Here is an 18,138-nt window from a genome sequence, read left to right on the forward strand (position 1 = left end):
AAAGCGTATAGCCCGACGGGGGCTATACGCTTTTATGGAAAATCACTCACTTATTTAAAACATTATTAGAGTGAGATAGAGACCGAGTAATGTAATGAATAAAACAGGGGGAGTGATAATAATGCCGATTTTAAAATAGGTGCCCCATGAAATTTTCATATCTTTTCTGGCTAATACATGGAGCCATAACAGTGTGGCTAAAGATCCAATGGGTGTAATCTTCGGTCCTAAGTCTGACCCAATGACATTGGCATAGATCATACCTTCTTGGATCAGTGTTGTAATGTTCGCATGATCGATGGCAATTGCATTAATCATTACAGTCGGCATATTGTTCATGATGGAAGATAAAATTGCGGCAATAAAGCCCATCCCCATTACTGAAGCAAACAGCCCATACTCCCCAATATCCATTAATACACTTGCTAGAGCATCGGTTAAACCGACGTTTCTCAATCCAAAGACGACAACATACATACCGATTGAGAACAATACGATGTTCCATGGTGCCCCCTTGATGACTGCTTTTGTATTTACAGCGTGAGATTGTTTGGCCAGTATCAAGAAGATAATCGCAATACCCCCGGCAATGAATGAGACAGGGACATTGATAAATTCACTGACCAAATAACCAACAAGTAATATTAAAAGGACCACCCAGGAATAATTGAACATTTTTTTGTCTTTTATCGCAGACTCGGGCGTTTTTAACTGCGTTTGGTCGATTGTTTTGGGAATGGATTTTCTGAATAGTAGCCAAAGGACGACAATACTCGCAATTAATGAAAAAATATTCGGGATAAACATCCGGCTTAAATACTCTAGAAATCCGATATCGAAGTAATCTGCGGACACAATATTTACTAAGTTGCTGACGACCAACGGCAGAGATGTGGTATCTGCAATAAATCCAGTGGCGATCACAAATGGAAAAATAACTTTTTCTTCTAATTTTAAGTTTCTGCCCATGGCAAGCACAATGGGTGTTAGTATCAAAGCCGCCCCATCGTTAGCGAAAAATGCTGCGATGATTGCACCTAATAGTGCGATATATATGAACATTTTCAAGCCATTTCCGTTTGATGCTTTAACCATATGTATTGCAGCCCATTCGAAAAAGCCAATTTCATCAAGGATCAATGAAATAAGAATGACTGCAACAAACGTTAACGTCGCATTCCAGACAATACCCGTGACTTCGATTACATCACCGAACGAAACGACCCCAGTGATGATTGCAAGCAATGCCCCCGCCAAGGCAGTAATGCCGATATCTAGGTTTCTGGGCTGCCATATAACAAAGATCAGTGTGACTAAAAATATACCCAGCGCTAGTATCGTCATTATTAACAGGTGCCTTTCCTGATGTCTTCACAGATACAAGGGACAGTATCCGAACTTAAAAGGGACAGCCGATCTGTCAGATTGTTGATGACTTCTGTGTTTAAACGATACATATTTTTGTTTCCATCTTTTCTCATTAAAATCAGGTTATTGTCTCTCAGTGTTTTCATATGATGACTCAATGTGGGCTGAGAGAACTCGAAGTGCTCTAACAGATCACAGGCACAGAGTTCCCCACATGAGAGTAGATCCAATATTTCCAAACGATTACTATCAGCAATGACCTTTAGATACTGAGAGAGTGTTTGATAACTGACTTTATTTTCTTCTTTTATCAATTGAATTCACATACCTTTGATAGTTTTTATTGCCCCCTGATAGATTATAGACATTTTCAAATCCGAGGTTGATCAGCACATTTTGTGCCGCATTGCCGGTCGTGCCCTTGTTGCAATAGGTGACGATCGTTTGATCTTTGTCTACTTCTTCTGCATAGTCTCTTAAGTTTTTCAGGGGAACGTTTACGGCATCTTTTACATGATTCACTTCATATTGCTTTGGAGAACGGACATCGATGACATGGATATCCTCCTGCGCTGCTCTTTCCGTGAGTGCTTTCGGCGTGATGATGTTTCTGCCTCTTTGAATATTATGGCCAATCATTCCTGTGTAGATAATCGGATCTTTTGTAGTAGAGAAAGTTGGTGCATAGGCAAGATCTAGGTGAAATAAATCTTCTATTTTTGCGCCGAAAGTAATTGCAGTCACAAGGACATCAATCCGTTTATCGACCCCTTCATAGCCTACAATTTGTGCGCCCACGATTCTGGACGTTTCTTTATCAATGATGGCTTTAATGACCATTTCTTTGCCTTTCATATACTCCGGCTGATTCGGTTTGATGTTGTGGATGACATCTACTTTCATATTCAGTTGGTTCGCATCTTTTTCAGTCAGACCTGTCTGGGCAATGGTCATATCGAAAACCCGTACAATACCGGTACCCAGAATCCCTTTATGCTCTAAGTCCCCACCGGTTAGACGATCACCGACAATTCTGCCCATTTTATTTGCTGTCGAACCGAGGGGTCTGTATAACGGCTGACCAGAAACGATACTAAAGCTTTCTGTCACATCGCCAATCGCATAGACATGCGGGATATTCGTCTCCAAATACTGATTGACTTGAATGGCCCCGGTGATGCCGATTTTAACGCCGATTTTTTCGGCCAATGATGTATTGGGTTGCACACCGACCGCCAATATCACCATATCTGCATCTATCCGCGTGCCACTTTGCAGCACGAGCTGTTCGATCGAATCTGCTCCGACAACATGCTCAATCGTCTCCCCTGTGATGACATTTGCTTTCTTTTGAAGATATTCTTCAATCATATAACTCATATCCGGATCCAGATTACTCATAAATGTACTTCTTTGAATAATCGTGGTCTGGTATTTAGCCAATTGTTCCAACATTTCCAAACCAATGAAGCCACCGCCGATAATCGCAATCTTTTCCACATGGTTGGCTTTAATGTATTGATGAATGGCTTTGGCATCATTGATGTTTTTAACTTGAAAGGCGTTTTTGTAATCTTTGGAGTCCAGTTGCGGCAGTTCTTTCGGACGTGATCCTGTGGAGAGGACAAGTTCATCATATGCCTGATCAAATATTTCACCCGTCATCAAGTTCTTGACTGAAATGGTCTTATTCTCTTTATCTATATTTAACACTTCATGTTGGGTATGGATATCGATATTGAATCTATCTTTAAACCATTTGGCATCTCTTGGTGTTAATTCATCCACTTCCTCGACTTCTCCCCCGATAAAATAGGGGATGCCACAAACAGAATACGAAATATGAGTGTCTTTATCATAGACAGTAATTTCTACATTTTCATCATTTCTTCTCGCTTTTGCCGCTACACTTGTCCCTGCAGCGACTGAGCCGATAATCACAATTTTTTTCATTCTACTTCTCCTTATAAGGGATAAGATGATACTGATTTTCACTTCGGTTTTTAATCATCTCAATCCATTTCGATTCGTCTTTTTTCTTATTGCTGAATAATTTATCCTTCTTGTCCAGGGTAACCAAGGATTGATTGATCACCCACCACTTATGTCCAATGTCTGCCCGGTCCAGATCGTCAGATAGACGACTGGCTTCGTAATATGGCGTGGCTTCAGGCAAAGTCACAATAATCATTTGTGTTAAATTTTGATCCTGAATTTTCGGCAGCAATGTTTGCACTGAGTCTGTCGCATGATTCCCCTGCTTCTTCAATTCTTCATGATAACTCTCACTTGAATCCAGAAGTAATAAGGTATGACCGGTCGGTGCCGTATCGACCACTATATAATCGGCTTCGTCATTATTCTCCATCACTTTACTGAAAGCTTTAAAGAAAGCTATTTCTTCGGTACACGGCGACCGTAGATCTTCTTCAATATAATCTATATCTGCTTGTGAAATATCTGACCCTAGAGCGGAAAGGACTTCTGCTTTATAAGTTTGTAAAGATGCCTCTTCATCGATGAATGAAGTGACCAGATTAGCAAGATTCTGCGTAGAAATAATTTCTTTCGTTGGATCTGTGGTGGCCAAATGAACGCTATATCCTTTAGAAGCGAGTGTTTCAGCCAGTAAAGTGGCAACTGTCGTTTTACCGACGCCGCCTTTCCCCATTGTGAAGAGATAACGGACACCACTGGTCTCAATCTCTTCTATCAGCCCTTCAATCATTGGGTGATGCTCTTTTACAAATGTATCTGCTTCAATGTCATTGGTGTCATCAAAAAGACCACCGACATCAGCAAGCGTGCGATTGATCCGCCCGCTATAGGGTACCTGATACACTTCATTCCCATTCAACCATTCAGAAAAGCTTTCAATAACAACATCCTGTTCATATTTTTTATGCCTGGAGATCTCACCATGAACAGAATCAATATAACCATTAATGATAATCTTAAAATGACGAATAGAGAGATCTTTCAATTCATCCTGCGCTCTTTGGAGTTCTTTCATTGCAGAATGCTCCGGACGGGTGACCAACATCATGGTTGTGCTTTTTTCATCCCGCAATCTTTCCAACGCCTGTTTATATTTTTGACGATTGTCATCCAAGCCGGAAAGTTGGCCCAGACAAGAGGCCTCATGACTCGTTGTATCCAGATAATCATTCCACGCCGTCGGTAATTCCAACATTCTTAACGTATGACCCGTCGGTGCTGTATCAAAGATAATATAATCATAATAAGACGCTATCTTTTCATCGGATAAAAAGTGGGTGAACTCGTTGAATGCAGCCACTTCGACTGTACATGACCCACTGAGCTGTTCCTTCATATTATTCAAGGTCTCTTCCGGCAATATGCCTTCATACGGCTTTACAACATTCTCTTTGTAGTCCGCCGCAGCTGTCAGCGGATCAAAATTGGCAATGGCCAAATTCTCGTAGTCTGGATGTTGAAGGAGTTTATTTGTCAATTCCATATTAAAGACATCCTGCAGATTACTCGCCGGGTCTGTACTAATCAGCGCCACTTTAAAGTTTGCTTTTGCCAAATTCAAGGCCAATGCACTGGATACAGTCGTTTTACCGACGCCACCTTTACCCGTGAAAAAAAGATATTTGGTCAGCTCGATACTTTGGGGGGTTATCTTTTGCATGTCTTTAGCAACATCCGTCTCCACCACAACACCCTCCATTCCGCAACTGATTCACCATAATAATATCGTTCACTTCTTCTTCAGTCATATACTCTTTCATTTTAACAATTTGATCGTCAATGACAGTGATGGGTAGGATTTCTACGCCCTGTTCTTTGATTTTGGATATGATATTTTTATTCCCAATAAACTCGTTGGGAGAGCTGGTCAGATTAAAGCGTTCTACATTAATATTGTTACTTTTTAATGCTTCAACCAGTTGGTTCACTTTAATAAGTGTCTCATCCGGTGACGGCCCACACACGCCTGTAGAGCAGCACATTTCTTCTTCATAAAATTTTACTTCCAACATAATAGCACGCACCTTATTAATCGAATTAATTTCATATATAGATTAACATCTATATAGATATATGTCTATATTAGTTTTATTATATTTCAAAGATTAATATTTCATGATTGATGAATAAGGTAAATCATATAGTAATGGCAAGGAAGTCCATATAAAGTATAAAAACATTTTTTATAGCCAGTGGTTTCTGTTAGCACGAGAGAGGCAAGCATAGTATGCTTACTTCTCAATCACTCTATGGTTGAACCACGTCTTCTAGTGTCACATGACTTTACAACTTGACGAGTAAAGTATGTGCTCGACTAGCTTCTACACAAAATAGCTTCACTTTAAAAGTGAAGTTATTTTTTATTTACACGATTGATTCGATATATTATACTCCGAAATAATTGAATATCTATCTGCGAGATATTTTTAAGTTATCCTCTATTTTAGATTAGGGGGTGGCTTTTTTTCCTTCTTTTTGATATCCGAATTTTTGGTTTTTCAATTTAAAAGCGCTGTATCAACGATTGTCGGTATGGATCAACTCTAATTCCCCATGTGATGCCAGTTTATAGAATCAACATCCCGGTTATTATGAAAAAAATGGAACTTAAGAAGCGATCCGGTGCCAACAGTTTTAAAAACAGGAGGATTTATGGCGACATAAAAACGTAATAAAAAAGCTTATAAGCCCAATCGGCATTATAAGCTTTCACACGTATTATTTAACAATCATTACTGGAATCTCTGCCCGTTTGGCGACTTTGTGACTGACACTCCCAAGAACCATTTCTTGCAATCCATTTAACCCTCTGGTGCCCAGAACTACAGCTTGATACAGCCCATTGTTCGCAAAGTTGACCACGGTCTCATTCGGTGTCCCATGCTCAAAATGCACTTGATATGGAATATGATTCGTTTCATACAAATCAATGATTTTGGACAGTTTTTCTTTTCGTTTATCCATGATACTGCCGGCCGGGCCGCTGTGCAGTACATCATCCTTGGAATCTTCTGCGTTGATGACATTCAGTATGGTGACTTCTGTCTCTTCCGTAATAAAATTTAATGTTTCTTCTGCCGCCCTGAAACTATTATCAGACCCATCTGCGGCAAGTAGAATTGCTTTGTACATAAATATTTCCCCCTTGGTTTTAAGTGAGATACTGTTCATTCAACTGGCTGAGTTCTTTAACAATCTTCCGACTGTCTGCATTCAGCTGGCTGACATAAACAGTATTCCCTTTCTCTTCAAATTTTCTCACAATCGTATCAATCGCATCCACTGCGGAGTCATCCCACAGATGCGCCTGTGAAAAGTCCAATTGAATGGCTTTTCCGTATCTCTTGAAGACAATCTGATCGATCATGGTATCAATGGAGGCAAAGAAGATTTGTCCTTCAAACCGCAGGACGTTGCGATCTTCCAATGCTTCAAAATGCACATCCACCTTAGAAATTTTCGTCGCAAAGAAGATGGCGCTGAACAGCACTCCAACTATGACACCAATGGCCAAGTTATGGGTGAATAAAACAATGATGACAGTGATCAGCATGACAAACGCATCTGTTCGTGGGGCTTTGGCCATATATCTGAATGACCCCCAGTCAAATGTGCCAATAGAGACCATCACCATGATACCAGCGAGAATTGGCATTGGAATCTGAACGACCCAGTTGCCCAGTACAATAATCAGGAACATCAGGACCACACCGGCTGTCAGTGAAGAGAGTCGAGTGGTGGCACCGGATTTTACGTTAATCACTGACTGACCAATCATGGCACAGCCGCCCATGCCGCCAAAGAACCCTGTGACCAGGTTTGCGATGCCTTGCCCCCGGGATTCTCTGTTCTTGCTGCTGTAAGTGTCAGTCGCGTTATCCACGATTTTCGCCGTTAATAGACTTTCAACCAAACCGACAACGGCCATGGATAATGAATACGGCAAAATAATCTGTAATGTTTCCATATTGAATGGCACATCCGGAATAAAGAAGCTTGGCAATGAGCGTTCAATATTACCCAAGTCACCAACCGTCCCGACGTTCGAACCGAAAATGATATACACACCGGTTAAAACAACCAACGCTATGAGTGGGGCAGGGATTTTCTTGAGAAATCGTGGGATGCCATACACAATCAACAGCGTCACAATCACATAAACATAAGTATCAATAGAGATACCGAAGATATGTTCCACCTGGGCCATAAATATCATAATGGCCAGTGCGTTGACAAAGCCAATCATCACCGAATTCGGGATGAATTTCATCAGTTTCCCAACTTTAAGCACACCGAAGATAATTTGTATGATACCCATCAGTATCGTGGCAGCAAGCAGATATTCCACACCATGCTCACTGACCAATGGAACCACCAGCAAAGCAATGGCACCAGTGGCACCGGAAATCATTGCGGGCCGGCCACCGACAATAGAAATGATCACTGCAATAAGAAATGACGCATAAAGTCCGACCATGGGATCGACCCCGGCAATGATCGAGAAGGCGATGGCTTCAGGTATGAGTGCCAAAGCGACCACAATCCCGGCCATAATGTTGGCTCCCGGCGCAGTGAGCCATTCTCTCTTAATTTTTTCTATCATATTCACTCTCCTACTCTCTAAATAACTAAAGCAAGTATAACAGAAAAGTTTCATATGTGTACCCCTTTTGATACTAAATGTTATACTCTTTGAAGATAGGAGTGTGATTAAGTGAAGTACGGTTATATCAGACCCATTGATTTATATGATGACATAGGCGATCAGAAGCAGAAGTTGAACGCATACACAGAAAATATATTTATTGAGACACATACAGACACTAAGCATAGGCATCAATTGGATACACTCCTGCATGAAGTGATGGGGTTGGAGGACGAGCTCATCGTCACCGATTTATGTATTTTGGCAGATTCAACCCAGCAACTCGTTGATATTATCAACTTCTCAAGTAAAGGTGTGATTAAAGTCCGTATCATCAATCCCGGGATTTTTATCACTCCCACCCCACGATTTACCTTTCAACAAGTTTTAAATGAAATATCTAATTTTCAAAGTGATGTGGTTCGATTTAGGACAAAGCAGGGCATTAGTAGCGCCAATAAAGCAGGTAAACAGATTGGAAGGCCTAAGCGTAGTGATGACAATATGAAGAAGGCAATTGAAATGTATATGTCGAAAAAATATACATTGGATGACATCAAGGCAGCAACCAATATCAGCCGGGCCACGTTATATCGACATTTAGAAAGTTAACATTTCGATCTATATTAATCGTGTTCGTGAGCATACTTTTCATCGTGTAGGGACTATGGTTCGGGAATAAATACGATTTGGCGACAACCAAGGATTTTAGATATATTTTTTTGTTGTCTGTCAAAGTTTCAGTAAAACTGGGAAAAGAAAGAAAAGTCAGAGAGATAATAAGTAATAAATGTATTCCATCTGAAGTAAAGGTAGACTTAAATACTTTTTTGTTAAGTTAGGGTAGACCCTAAATAGACAGTGTGATGATATTGATTTTACTGAGTGTCATTTTTGACGATAAATTGCATATATTTTAAACGTTATTTTGCACAACTAACTTTAAAACCCGGTTATCTCCTTGAAAAGATAAGCTAGGTTTCTTAACTATAGTGAAAATTATCGACTGAATCAGTGAAAAATAAAATTGAAAGTGACAAGATTCCATTGGCGCGTTATCCCAGCAGTTTTCCCGACGGGACATCGATTGCCGAGCAAATATACTGAAGTGATCTCACGGATCTGATATTCGATTGCTTGATTAAGGTCTACCCAAAAAGGTCGTTTATAGTTCTCTGGTTTCGGCCAGGTACACAAACACCAGAAACTAAAAAGGAATGTATCTCTTCATTGGGAATCTACTTGTAATCACGTGTTTCTTCTTCTTGTAAAACAATACCGTTTCTTGGAATATCTACATGAGCAATAAAAGAGACAAAAATAGTATTGTATTCTTCAGATATATATGTATAAACGATATTAAGGGTAAGATATTGCTTGAAGATAAACACATAGTTAATCAAAAAATATATAGTATAATTTCGTATATGCCTTTCAATAAACGACTGTTTATTAGAAAGTCAGCATATAGGAAAGGTTAAGACTACAAAAGAATCAGAGGTTTAAAAAATAGATAGTGTAGAAGAGTTGAGCAACAAAGAAATAGATAGATAAAAGATTGTGCTGTTATAATCTAAACTTATATTTTTAAAGGGGTTTTAAAATGATAAAAAGTAGACGTTTTGTTAATGAAGACGCTAAAGCAGTTTCTGATTTGGTAAGAAGAACTTTAAAAGAGACAAATATCAAAGATTATTCAAAAGAATATATCGAAGATGATGTAAAACAAATGGATAAAAACTTTTTTATAGAAAGAGCCAAATTCACAAATTGCTATGTATTTGTAAATGAAAATATAGGAGAAATAATAGGAGTAGGATCTATTGGTTCATATTGGGGAAGTGAGACTGAAAGTAGCTTATTTACAATCTTTGTTTCTCCTGATTATCAAGGAATGGGGATTGGGAAAAAAATCATGGAAACACTGGAATCTGATGAGTATTTTTTAAGGTCTAAACGTGTTGAGATACCCGCGTCTATAACTGCGTTAACTTTTTATCAAAAAATGGGATATGATTTTAAAAATGGTGTAAATGAAGTTGATGAAGAAGGGTTATATAGACTTGAAAAGTTCAGATGATAAGTGGCTTTTCAAGATCTTTTCTTATCTTGAGAGATGGTCCTGTTTAAATTTCTTCACCTGTGCTAAAAACCGATGAGGTCTATTTATGCCGAGAAAACTTTTGTTTGGAAAAGAACGATGAAATAAACTAACTGGTGGTGGTTCTAGTAGAACCGCCACAAAACTAAGAGCTTATAGGCTCCTGTATGTTCAAAACAAAAAGAATTGGAATAAATATAAAGGGGATGTCAAGGGCAACTTAAAAATGTAGGTAAACCAACAATTTTCAATTGCCGATTTCCTACATTTTAATACTGCCATTTACACTTGCGAAACATAGCGGCCTCAAATTTGAAGATATTTATATTCTTTAAAAAATAATATATTATTATTCTGTGTTTCTAATGTGTTACGGATGGGTAGATAGAATCAAGGAGGATGGTATTAATGAAAGCAGTTACTTATCAAGGTCATAAAAATATGGAAGTTCGAGAAGTGAATGATCCAACAATAGAAGAATCAACAGACGCAATTATAAAAATAACAGCTTCAGGTATATGTGGTTCTGATTTACATCTTTATCATCAGGGCGATTTATTCATGGATCCTGGGTTTGTTATTGGACATGAGCCAATGGGGATTGTAGAAGAAGTAGGAAAAGATGTTAAGACTCTTAAAAAAGGCGATAGAGTAGTAATCCCTTTCAACATAGGTTGTGGTGATTGCTTCTATTGTGATAATCAGATGGAGTCTCAATGTGATAATTCTAATCAATCACCAGCAAACTGGAAAATGGACAATGGCGGACTTTTCGGTTTTGGTGGCATGCATGGAAACCACTGGGGAGGACAAGCAGAGTATTTGAGAGTTCCTTTTGCTGACTTCTCTTCATTCAAAGTTCCAGATAGTGACTTAAAAGACGAACAAGTATTATTCTTATCTGATGTTGTTCCAACAGCTTATTGGAGTGTAGAACATGCAGGCGTAAAATCTGGAGATGCCGTGATTGTTCTCGGTTGTGGTCCAATTGGTTTAATGGCACAAAAATTTGCTAAATTAAAAGGTGCTGAACGTGTGATTGCTATTGATAATGTGGAGCACAGATTAAACCATGCAAAAAAATTCAATGGCGCTGAAACATATAATTTTTCTAAAGAAGATAATATCGGAAAATCACTTCGTGAAACAACACGTGGTGGCGCAGATGTTATTATAGATTGTGTGGGAATGGATGGACAAGTAGCTCAAGATGATTTAGAGATAAGTTCAAACTCAGCACAACGAGGTAATATTAGTCCAATTATTACAGCAGCTGAAGCAGTAAGAAAATTTGGTACCATTCAATTAACTGGTATTTATGGTTCACCTGCAGACAATTACCCACTAGATTTAATTTTTAATAGAGACGTTCAAGTAAAAAGTGGACAAGCTCCAGTTATTCATCAAATGCCAAAGTTATATGAAATGATTAAAAATGAAGTTTTTGATCCAACAGAAATTATAACGCATACAATGCCTTTAGAAGAAGCAAAACAAGCTTATGATATTTTTGATCAGAAAAAAGATAACAATATTAAAGTCATTTTAAAACCGCAATGATAACTATATAAATAAAAAAGAAGTATAAACGTAACTTCTTGATTAAATGAAGAAAGCCCATTTCTATTGAAATAATATAGAAATGGGCTTTCTTATATTATTTTAATGCTATGATTGAGAGATTTTTCTATTTTATATTTAGACTCCCGAGAGAACAAGAGAAGATAAGGAATACTAGTTAAAGTTGCCTTCTAAGAAATTAGATTCAACAATACTGAATTATTATACGTAAGGCAACCAATAAATAAATTTATAAAAACTCATTTACTAGCTATTTCAATTTAATAAATAATTTCTTAGAATGATTAAAAATCTCATCATTTATGATACGCTTCAGCGTATCAGTCTATGCTACGGTTTTTAATTATTCTATAACATTAATGCGAAGTGAATGATTTGAAAAATAATTATTATTGAATACAGGTGTCATTTATTTAAAAGGTCCACGGTAATTAGGTGCGGAAGTTTCTATTAACTCCTCAACTATAAAAGAAAATAAAACCATATTGATGACTAATAAAGATAATGGAATTCATAGTTTAAATTTAGTAGATGTGTTAGTCATTTAGAATACCTGTTATATATATTCAGAAAGAAATATTACAGTGTTCGCTTTCCTCTTGCTTATTCTTATATGAATTCTATCGGAAACTGCATGCTCAGATCAGTTGACAAATCCATCAAATGGTTTAAATCACAGTCTGCGGTATCAAGCAGAGAATTGGAAACTACAGCAGAATAGGAACTGAACTTTTTGTCACTCTTAACAAAATCATCAAATTCCACTTTCAATTCAATTCTTCTCTATGTTTAAAAGTAATCGTGATTGTTTCTTCTTTGAGTGCATACACTCCTTGCACCTCGTTGCCATCTTTTTTGGTAATGATGCCGTCATCTAAGCTTAATGTCATAAAGGTGTTATAAGCATCCTCTCCATTAGTTTCACTGACCGGACTGGGTGGATAGGCCAGATCAAAAGTTCTGCCGGATAGAATGTCAGTGCTGTTATTACAGCCGATCAATATGAGCATTGAGGCAGTGAATCAACAAAATATAGACTTCTTCAAAACGTTTCTCCCCTTGTAACCGTCTACTGATATTTAATCTGGTCTTCTTTGGCTGGTTATTATAAATCCTTTATGTAATTTAAGATTGCTTCTGAAAATTTTTCAGGACTGTCATGGTTCACCAGGTGTCCTGCATTTTCAACTATTGTAATTAAAGCTTTTTCCTTTATAGGATCAGTGATCGTTTCCAGTTCATGATCACTTCTGCTTCCGATAATAATGTGGACAGGCAGATCCTGATTTATAATCTCTGCATTTTTAGTAAATGGATACCATCCTTTATTTTTAGATATTTTGATGAACTGTTCCCAGCCTGGAGGATGGATATTATTGAAGTATGAGACTGTTTCTTTGTCCTTCATGATTTTTGCCTGGATTTCAACTTCATGACGATGTAGTTCGCCATAATCATGAGGCTCATTAAACATGAGTCCGGAAAGGGTCAGTGACTTAACTGAAGATTCATGTCTTGACGCAAAATGGACTGCTATTAATGCACCGAGCGATACACCGGCTAGATGTATTTTGGAGATGTTTAAGCTGCTGATGGTTTCCGCTAAATCATCAGCAGTTCTTTCGAAATAGTTATCGAAGCTGACACTTTCAGACTTTCCATGTCCTCTTAAGTCAGGCAATAAAATCCGATATTTATCTTTAAAACAGGGCAGGATATTTTCGAAATCTGTTAAACCTGTCTGTAATCCGGAATGCAGAAAAACAATAGTCTCAGAACCACAGCCAATATCTTCAGTATGTAAAATCATATGTTTCTCCTGTATATTTTATGACATTAATAAGTGAAAATATTATATATATTTCATTATACCGGAGCGAGGCTTATAAACAATGAATATTCTGATTTTTAAGTGACGGGGGATTGTATTAAAGTGATTGATTGGGAGAGTTCCATATTTAAATACTGATATTTGAATTATGATCTAAGACAAATAATAGGCTGAGGGCTATGTCCCAGCCATTCTGATATATTACATGTTCAAATGATTAGCTCTCCCACTTGGAATGGAGTATGCAGGTGCAGAAGTTCTTATTTTCATATTCCGGCTGGAAGTGTTTGATGACATCTTCCTTCATATTGCCGAATGTGGTTTCCGGTTTGTGCTTGATGCCGTTATAGAACGCTTCAATGATATCATTTTTGAAGTCTTTTCTCGGGAATTTCTGTACGACCGCTTTTCTGATTTCTTCACTGTACTGGTCGAAATCATCTCCCATGACATCCATTCCGACACCATGGAAAAGAAGTGCGACTTCATCCTGCTTATGCTCGGCAACTCCCGGAGTAGTATGGAGTGCGATCGCATCCCAAACGAGTTGGATCTGTTCCGGAGTGATATTGTAAGTAGTGAGGAATTGACGGGCAGCATTGGCACCGTCGACTTCAAAACGCAGATCGTCACTGCTGTACTGCTTCGTCAGTCCGAGGTCATGGAAAAGTGCGCTGATATACAACAGCTCATGGTCATATTTAAGCTTATCCTGTTCACCTTTAGTCGCTCCGAACAAATATACTCTGTTTGAATGGTTCCAGATCAATTCATTGCCGTATTCATGGAGGAGGTCCTGTGCATCCTTGATGATCTTACTGTCTGGTACAATAATCTTATCTAAGTCTGTAATCATAATTACCGCTCCTTTCACTATAAATATAATGGATTCAGTAATACGTTATCAAACTATAGTGCTATAGGCACGGTCGAATGAGGGAGAAAAACATGTCTTATAAAAGATTATATTATTTCTATATACTGGCGCAGCAATTGAACTACTCCGAGGCCTCAAAGAAAATAGGCATCAAGCAGCCAACTTTGAGCCAGCAGATCAATCTTCTGGAAAATGAAATGAATGTAAGGCTGTTCTACCGGAATTCTAAAAAGGTGATGCTGACAACGGCGGGGGAGCGTTTATTCCATAAAATGGCTGAAATGAAAGAGAACCTTGATGAAGTGATAGGTGAACTGGGTCAGGAAAAACCGGGGGCTAAGACACTGCGTATCGGCGTGATACAGGGTGAGTTGACGGATCTGATTTCCAACGTCATGATTGCATTCAAGACGCATTATCCTGATGTACATTGTGTGCTGCACACAATGGATATGTCTTTATCGCTACTTGAAAAAGGGGAGTTCGATCTTTATTTTGATTATGATACCACAGGCAATAAAGATAACATGACCTTCCTGTACCAGGATCATTTCAATATAATACATTCCAAGTCCATGGGAAGTCCTAACATAAGTGAACTTTCACAATATCAGTGGGTGCTGATGAGCAGAAGATACTCCTGCAGACTGATTTTTGAAAAACTTTCAGATTATCACGGTTTCACCATCACTCCGGCCATGGAACTCAGTGATCTGTCCGTTGTCTATAATATGGTGAATAATAACATGGGCATTTCGCTCGTTTCCGATACATCCCTTTCGTTTTACGATGGGGAAGATCTGAACAAGATGAAGATGAGACAGTCGCTGCTGAGCCGTAATGCTGTCATGCATCATAATGGGAGCCTGGCGGAGAATGAATATCTTGATGCCTTTTACAAACTGACGATTGAAGAGTTGAAGAAATTGAAAATCATAGAGTGACGGCAATGGAGTGCTTCCCAATCTCAATATATTCAAATAGTAATGATCTCTAATCGAATATTCATCATTAAAATATCTCCTTTCCTGTGTAGTGGAAAGAGGATGTTGTGTCTGGCTGATCATTCATTCACTGATATGCTGATGGACTTCTTCTGCGATATTCTCAGCACCTTCTGCATTGGGATGGATACCGTCAAGCTGGAACCAGTCCCTCTTCTCCTGTGTAAGCTGGTTGATATCGATAAGTCCGAAATCTTTTTCTGATGATATACCCTTTATGACCTCAGTGATTTCATCGATATTCTCATTGTTTATGTTACCAGGCATATCAGCATCGTTGAATGCTTTCGGAGGTGTTGCCAAATAAATTTCCATCTCCGGATTGTTTTCGGCATACGTATCCACCAGTGCGATATATTCTTCCCTGAACTGTCCGCTGTTTTTGTAGTTGGTGTTTTTCGAATCATTTGTACCGAGCATGATGACCGCAATATCCGCGTTGAAATCAAGGCTGTTTTCGTATTCATCAGTCATACGATAGGGAAAGTCAGCACTTTTCATGGCAGCGTAATTATTTGCTCCAAAATTCTCCACCCAGTGATCCTCTCCCAGTAGTTCACCAAGTTTGAACGGATATGCATTCTCTTCCCGATTGTTGATCATGAGTCCGTAAGTCGTACTGTCACCGACTGCTGCGACTTTAATATTGTCCTCCTCCACTTCATCTGCCTGGGGCACATTTTCTGAACCGAAATTGACAATACTGAAATATATGGCTGCTGAAATCACAGCCGTGACCGTAACTATAATAAATATCCATTTCATTGTTCTATTCATATAAATCACCTGAATTTTTCAATATCCTTTAGGAGCAAAAATTCTCAGGTTGCAGAGTTAATCTTTGTCAAAATTTTGAGAGCGGAACCGATGCCGGTAACCGTGTTATTATTGTTTTTAATAGATTCAGCCTTATCGAAGATCTCACGGATATATTCAGCTGAAGATGTCAATGGATCGGTTTTATATTCAAAATGCCAGGCTGTTTCTTCCTCAACCGCATCATGCAAGAAGCCGCTTAATTCACGGCTGATATCTTCAATCATATCTTCGGCGAGACCGGGAGTATTGATCAGCCCGATGACAATTTTTTTCATGATTTCACTCATTTCATTCCGTCATTTTAATTAAGAACGTTTTTTAACTGTGCAGGATCGAAAATCCTTCATTAACGCTTTATCAATGCATACCCGGTTTTAGGAAAATCAAAAGATATGACTGTGATTACAAAGCGGTTCTGCATATGCGTATATATTTTTATCGAAGAGAGGATAATCTGCTGTAGTTTCGACATATTCAGACCGGGAAGCGGGTATTATAACTATATAGTGCTTTTATAATATGATCGGTTAGGTGATAATATGATTTTCAGGATAATAGTGGGTACGATAGTGCTGATATTGTTCTCCGGTCCATTCATCATTAAGATACGAAAAGAATACCAGGAGAATCATAGAGTCTCGAAATGGAGTGTATTTTTCCTTGTGCTGGCGCTCCTTCTCTGGATTGGCCTGCTTATATCGTTCTTTGGATATATTATGTAATAACAGCGAAAAAGAAGCCTCCCGCTTTGTGAGCGGCAAGGCTCCTTTTTTCGTTTCGCATATATTTATTTGTTTCCTTCACTTATTTCATTTACTGCAAGTATGGCACTGGCGATTTCCTCCGGTGTAATCTTATCGCTCAGATTGGCAAATGTGTCCTCGGAATCTGTTGCCAGTTCACCGACTTTCACAAGATCTTCGAAGCTTGTATCTTCGAGATGCATTTCTTTGAGTGTTGTCGGCATTCCTATGCTCTTATAGAAATCGATATATCTACGCAATGATTCGTCGGAAGTGTTCTCAAGTACGAGCTGGACTAGTGTACCGTAAGCCACTTTTTCACCGTGAGAGAGATGGTGGATATCCCCGGAAAGGGAAGTGAACCCGTTGTGAATCGCGTGGGCGGCAGCGAGTCCGCCATTTTCAAAGCCGAGTCCGGAAAGCAATGTGTTTGCTTCTATTACTGCTTCCACCTGAGGTGTTACAATGCCTTTGGATGCAGCTTTGAATGCTGACTGGCCGTGCTTGAACAATATTTCTTCACATTTTTCTGCGATTGCGACGGAAGCGAGCGTCGGCTGTCCGCCTACCATGTTTTCTCCATTGCTCTTCAGTACAGCTCTTGCTTCAACCAGGGTAGCCATCGCATCACTCATACCGGAAGTGAAGAGTTTGATTGGTGCATTAACGACGACTTCAGAGTCGATGATGATCAGATTAGGATTCTTATCATAAAATCTGTATCCAGTGAATACGCCTTCGTCAGAATAAATTACGGAAAGCGAACTGGAAGGTGCATCCGTCGATGCAGTGGTTGGAACGATGATGACCGGTGTGGACAGGTTATCCGCAATTGCTTTGGAAGTATCGAGTGTCTTACCACCGCCGACACCAATGACCACATCAGCATCATTTTTCTTGCCGATTTCGCTCATTCTATCTATCTCAGCTTCAGATGCCTCGCCCTTGAATTCTTCGTATGTGAATTCAATATTGGCATTCTTGAAACTCTCAGTGATTTTATCTTCAGTGATTGACCAGACCATTTCGTCTGAGATGACCAAAGGTTTCTTAGCCAGCTTGCCTGTTTCTTCTCCTAAATCTTTAAGAACGCCTTGTCCTTGTATATATTTACCTGGTGATTGGTATACAAATTTAGCCATTTGAAAAAACCTCCAACTTAAATTTCAAT

Annotated in this window: 17 protein-coding genes; 4 read left to right on the forward strand and 13 right to left on the reverse strand. The window is 38.8% G+C overall.

Annotation, left to right across the window (positions count from 1 at the left end; all coding sequences use genetic code 11):
• Positions 1-54: 54 nt before the first annotated feature.
• The 7 genes from arsB to BM271_RS11270 form a co-directional block, all read right to left on the reverse strand.
• Positions 55-1,344, reverse strand: a complete 1,290-nt coding sequence (gene arsB / locus BM271_RS11240; RefSeq protein ID WP_046790823.1) for an arsenite efflux transporter membrane subunit ArsB — start codon at positions 1,342-1,344, stop codon at positions 55-57.
• Positions 1,345-1,346: 2 nt separating this feature from the next.
• On the reverse strand, positions 1,347-1,679 hold the full coding sequence (locus BM271_RS11245; protein ID WP_033426511.1) for an ArsR/SmtB family transcription factor: 333 nt from the start codon (positions 1,677-1,679) through the stop codon (positions 1,347-1,349).
• On the reverse strand, positions 1,663-3,321 hold the full coding sequence (locus BM271_RS11250) for an FAD-dependent oxidoreductase (RefSeq protein ID WP_046790822.1): 1,659 nt from the start codon (positions 3,319-3,321) through the stop codon (positions 1,663-1,665). The genes BM271_RS11245 and BM271_RS11250 overlap by 17 nt, the downstream gene beginning before the upstream one ends.
• Position 3,322: 1 nt before the next feature.
• Positions 3,323-5,050, reverse strand: coding sequence for an arsenical pump-driving ATPase (gene arsA, locus BM271_RS11255; protein ID WP_020006646.1), 1,728 nt, complete (start codon positions 5,048-5,050; stop codon positions 3,323-3,325).
• On the reverse strand, positions 5,031-5,378 hold the full coding sequence (gene arsD / locus BM271_RS11260) for an arsenite efflux transporter metallochaperone ArsD (protein ID WP_020006645.1): 348 nt from the start codon (positions 5,376-5,378) through the stop codon (positions 5,031-5,033). The genes arsA and arsD overlap by 20 nt, the downstream gene beginning before the upstream one ends.
• Before the next feature lie 706 nt (positions 5,379-6,084).
• A complete protein-coding gene (locus tag BM271_RS11265; RefSeq protein ID WP_046790821.1) occupies positions 6,085-6,498 on the reverse strand; it encodes a universal stress protein in 414 nt (137 codons plus the stop codon).
• Positions 6,499-6,517: 19 nt separating this feature from the next.
• Entirely contained in the window at positions 6,518-7,969 is a 1,452-nt protein-coding gene (locus BM271_RS11270) for a SulP family inorganic anion transporter (protein ID WP_074924574.1), read from the reverse strand.
• Between the two features lie 111 nt (positions 7,970-8,080).
• Between BM271_RS11270 and BM271_RS11275 the strand changes: the two genes are divergently transcribed.
• The 3 genes from BM271_RS11275 (at position 8,081) to BM271_RS11290 (ending at position 11,672) form a co-directional block, all read left to right on the forward strand.
• On the forward strand, positions 8,081-8,623 hold the full coding sequence (locus BM271_RS11275) for a recombinase family protein (RefSeq protein WP_046790819.1): 543 nt from the start codon (positions 8,081-8,083) through the stop codon (positions 8,621-8,623).
• 991 nt (positions 8,624-9,614) lie between these two features.
• On the forward strand, positions 9,615-10,091 hold the full coding sequence (locus tag BM271_RS11285; RefSeq protein WP_046790817.1) for a GNAT family N-acetyltransferase: 477 nt from the start codon (positions 9,615-9,617) through the stop codon (positions 10,089-10,091).
• Between the two features lie 429 nt (positions 10,092-10,520).
• Positions 10,521-11,672, forward strand: a complete 1,152-nt coding sequence (locus BM271_RS11290; protein WP_046790816.1) for a zinc-dependent alcohol dehydrogenase — start codon at positions 10,521-10,523, stop codon at positions 11,670-11,672.
• Between the two features lie 788 nt (positions 11,673-12,460).
• On the opposite strand, the gene BM271_RS14575 is transcribed toward BM271_RS11290, so the two are convergent.
• The 3 genes from BM271_RS14575 to BM271_RS11305 all read right to left on the reverse strand — a co-directional run bounded on the left by BM271_RS14575 (position 12,461) and on the right by BM271_RS11305 (position 14,380).
• A complete protein-coding gene (locus tag BM271_RS14575) occupies positions 12,461-12,583 on the reverse strand; it encodes a hypothetical protein (protein WP_268794018.1) in 123 nt (40 codons plus the stop codon).
• Between the two features lie 215 nt (positions 12,584-12,798).
• The gene (locus tag BM271_RS11300) at positions 12,799-13,503 is read right to left on the reverse strand and encodes an alpha/beta fold hydrolase (RefSeq protein WP_046790814.1); all 705 of its coding nucleotides are present in this window, start codon (positions 13,501-13,503) and stop codon (positions 12,799-12,801) included.
• Between the two features lie 238 nt (positions 13,504-13,741).
• A complete protein-coding gene (locus tag BM271_RS11305; protein ID WP_046790813.1) occupies positions 13,742-14,380 on the reverse strand; it encodes an HD domain-containing protein in 639 nt (212 codons plus the stop codon).
• A gap of 92 nt (positions 14,381-14,472) precedes the next feature.
• Between BM271_RS11305 and BM271_RS11310 the strand changes: the two genes are divergently transcribed.
• Positions 14,473-15,345 (forward strand): LysR family transcriptional regulator, encoded by an 873-nt coding sequence (locus BM271_RS11310; protein WP_046790812.1) that lies wholly within the window; start codon positions 14,473-14,475, stop codon positions 15,343-15,345.
• A 123-nt stretch (positions 15,346-15,468) separates the two neighbouring features.
• Here the strand turns inward: BM271_RS11310 and BM271_RS11315 are convergent, their stop codons facing one another.
• The 3 genes from BM271_RS11315 to BM271_RS11330 all read right to left on the reverse strand — a co-directional run bounded on the left by BM271_RS11315 (position 15,469) and on the right by BM271_RS11330 (position 18,109).
• Positions 15,469-16,182, reverse strand: a complete 714-nt coding sequence (locus BM271_RS11315; RefSeq protein WP_046790811.1) for a GDSL-type esterase/lipase family protein — start codon at positions 16,180-16,182, stop codon at positions 15,469-15,471.
• Between the two features lie 44 nt (positions 16,183-16,226).
• The gene (locus BM271_RS11320; protein ID WP_143544941.1) at positions 16,227-16,499 is read right to left on the reverse strand and encodes a hypothetical protein; all 273 of its coding nucleotides are present in this window, start codon (positions 16,497-16,499) and stop codon (positions 16,227-16,229) included.
• A 512-nt stretch (positions 16,500-17,011) separates the two neighbouring features.
• Positions 17,012-18,109 (reverse strand): glycerol dehydrogenase, encoded by a 1,098-nt coding sequence (locus BM271_RS11330; protein ID WP_046790808.1) that lies wholly within the window; start codon positions 18,107-18,109, stop codon positions 17,012-17,014.
• Positions 18,110-18,138: the final 29 nt, after the last annotated feature.

The sequence above is a fragment of the Salinicoccus halodurans genome, from assembly GCF_900114445.1.
In the GTDB taxonomy this organism is placed as follows: Bacteria; Bacillota; Bacilli; order Staphylococcales; family Salinicoccaceae; genus Salinicoccus; species Salinicoccus halodurans.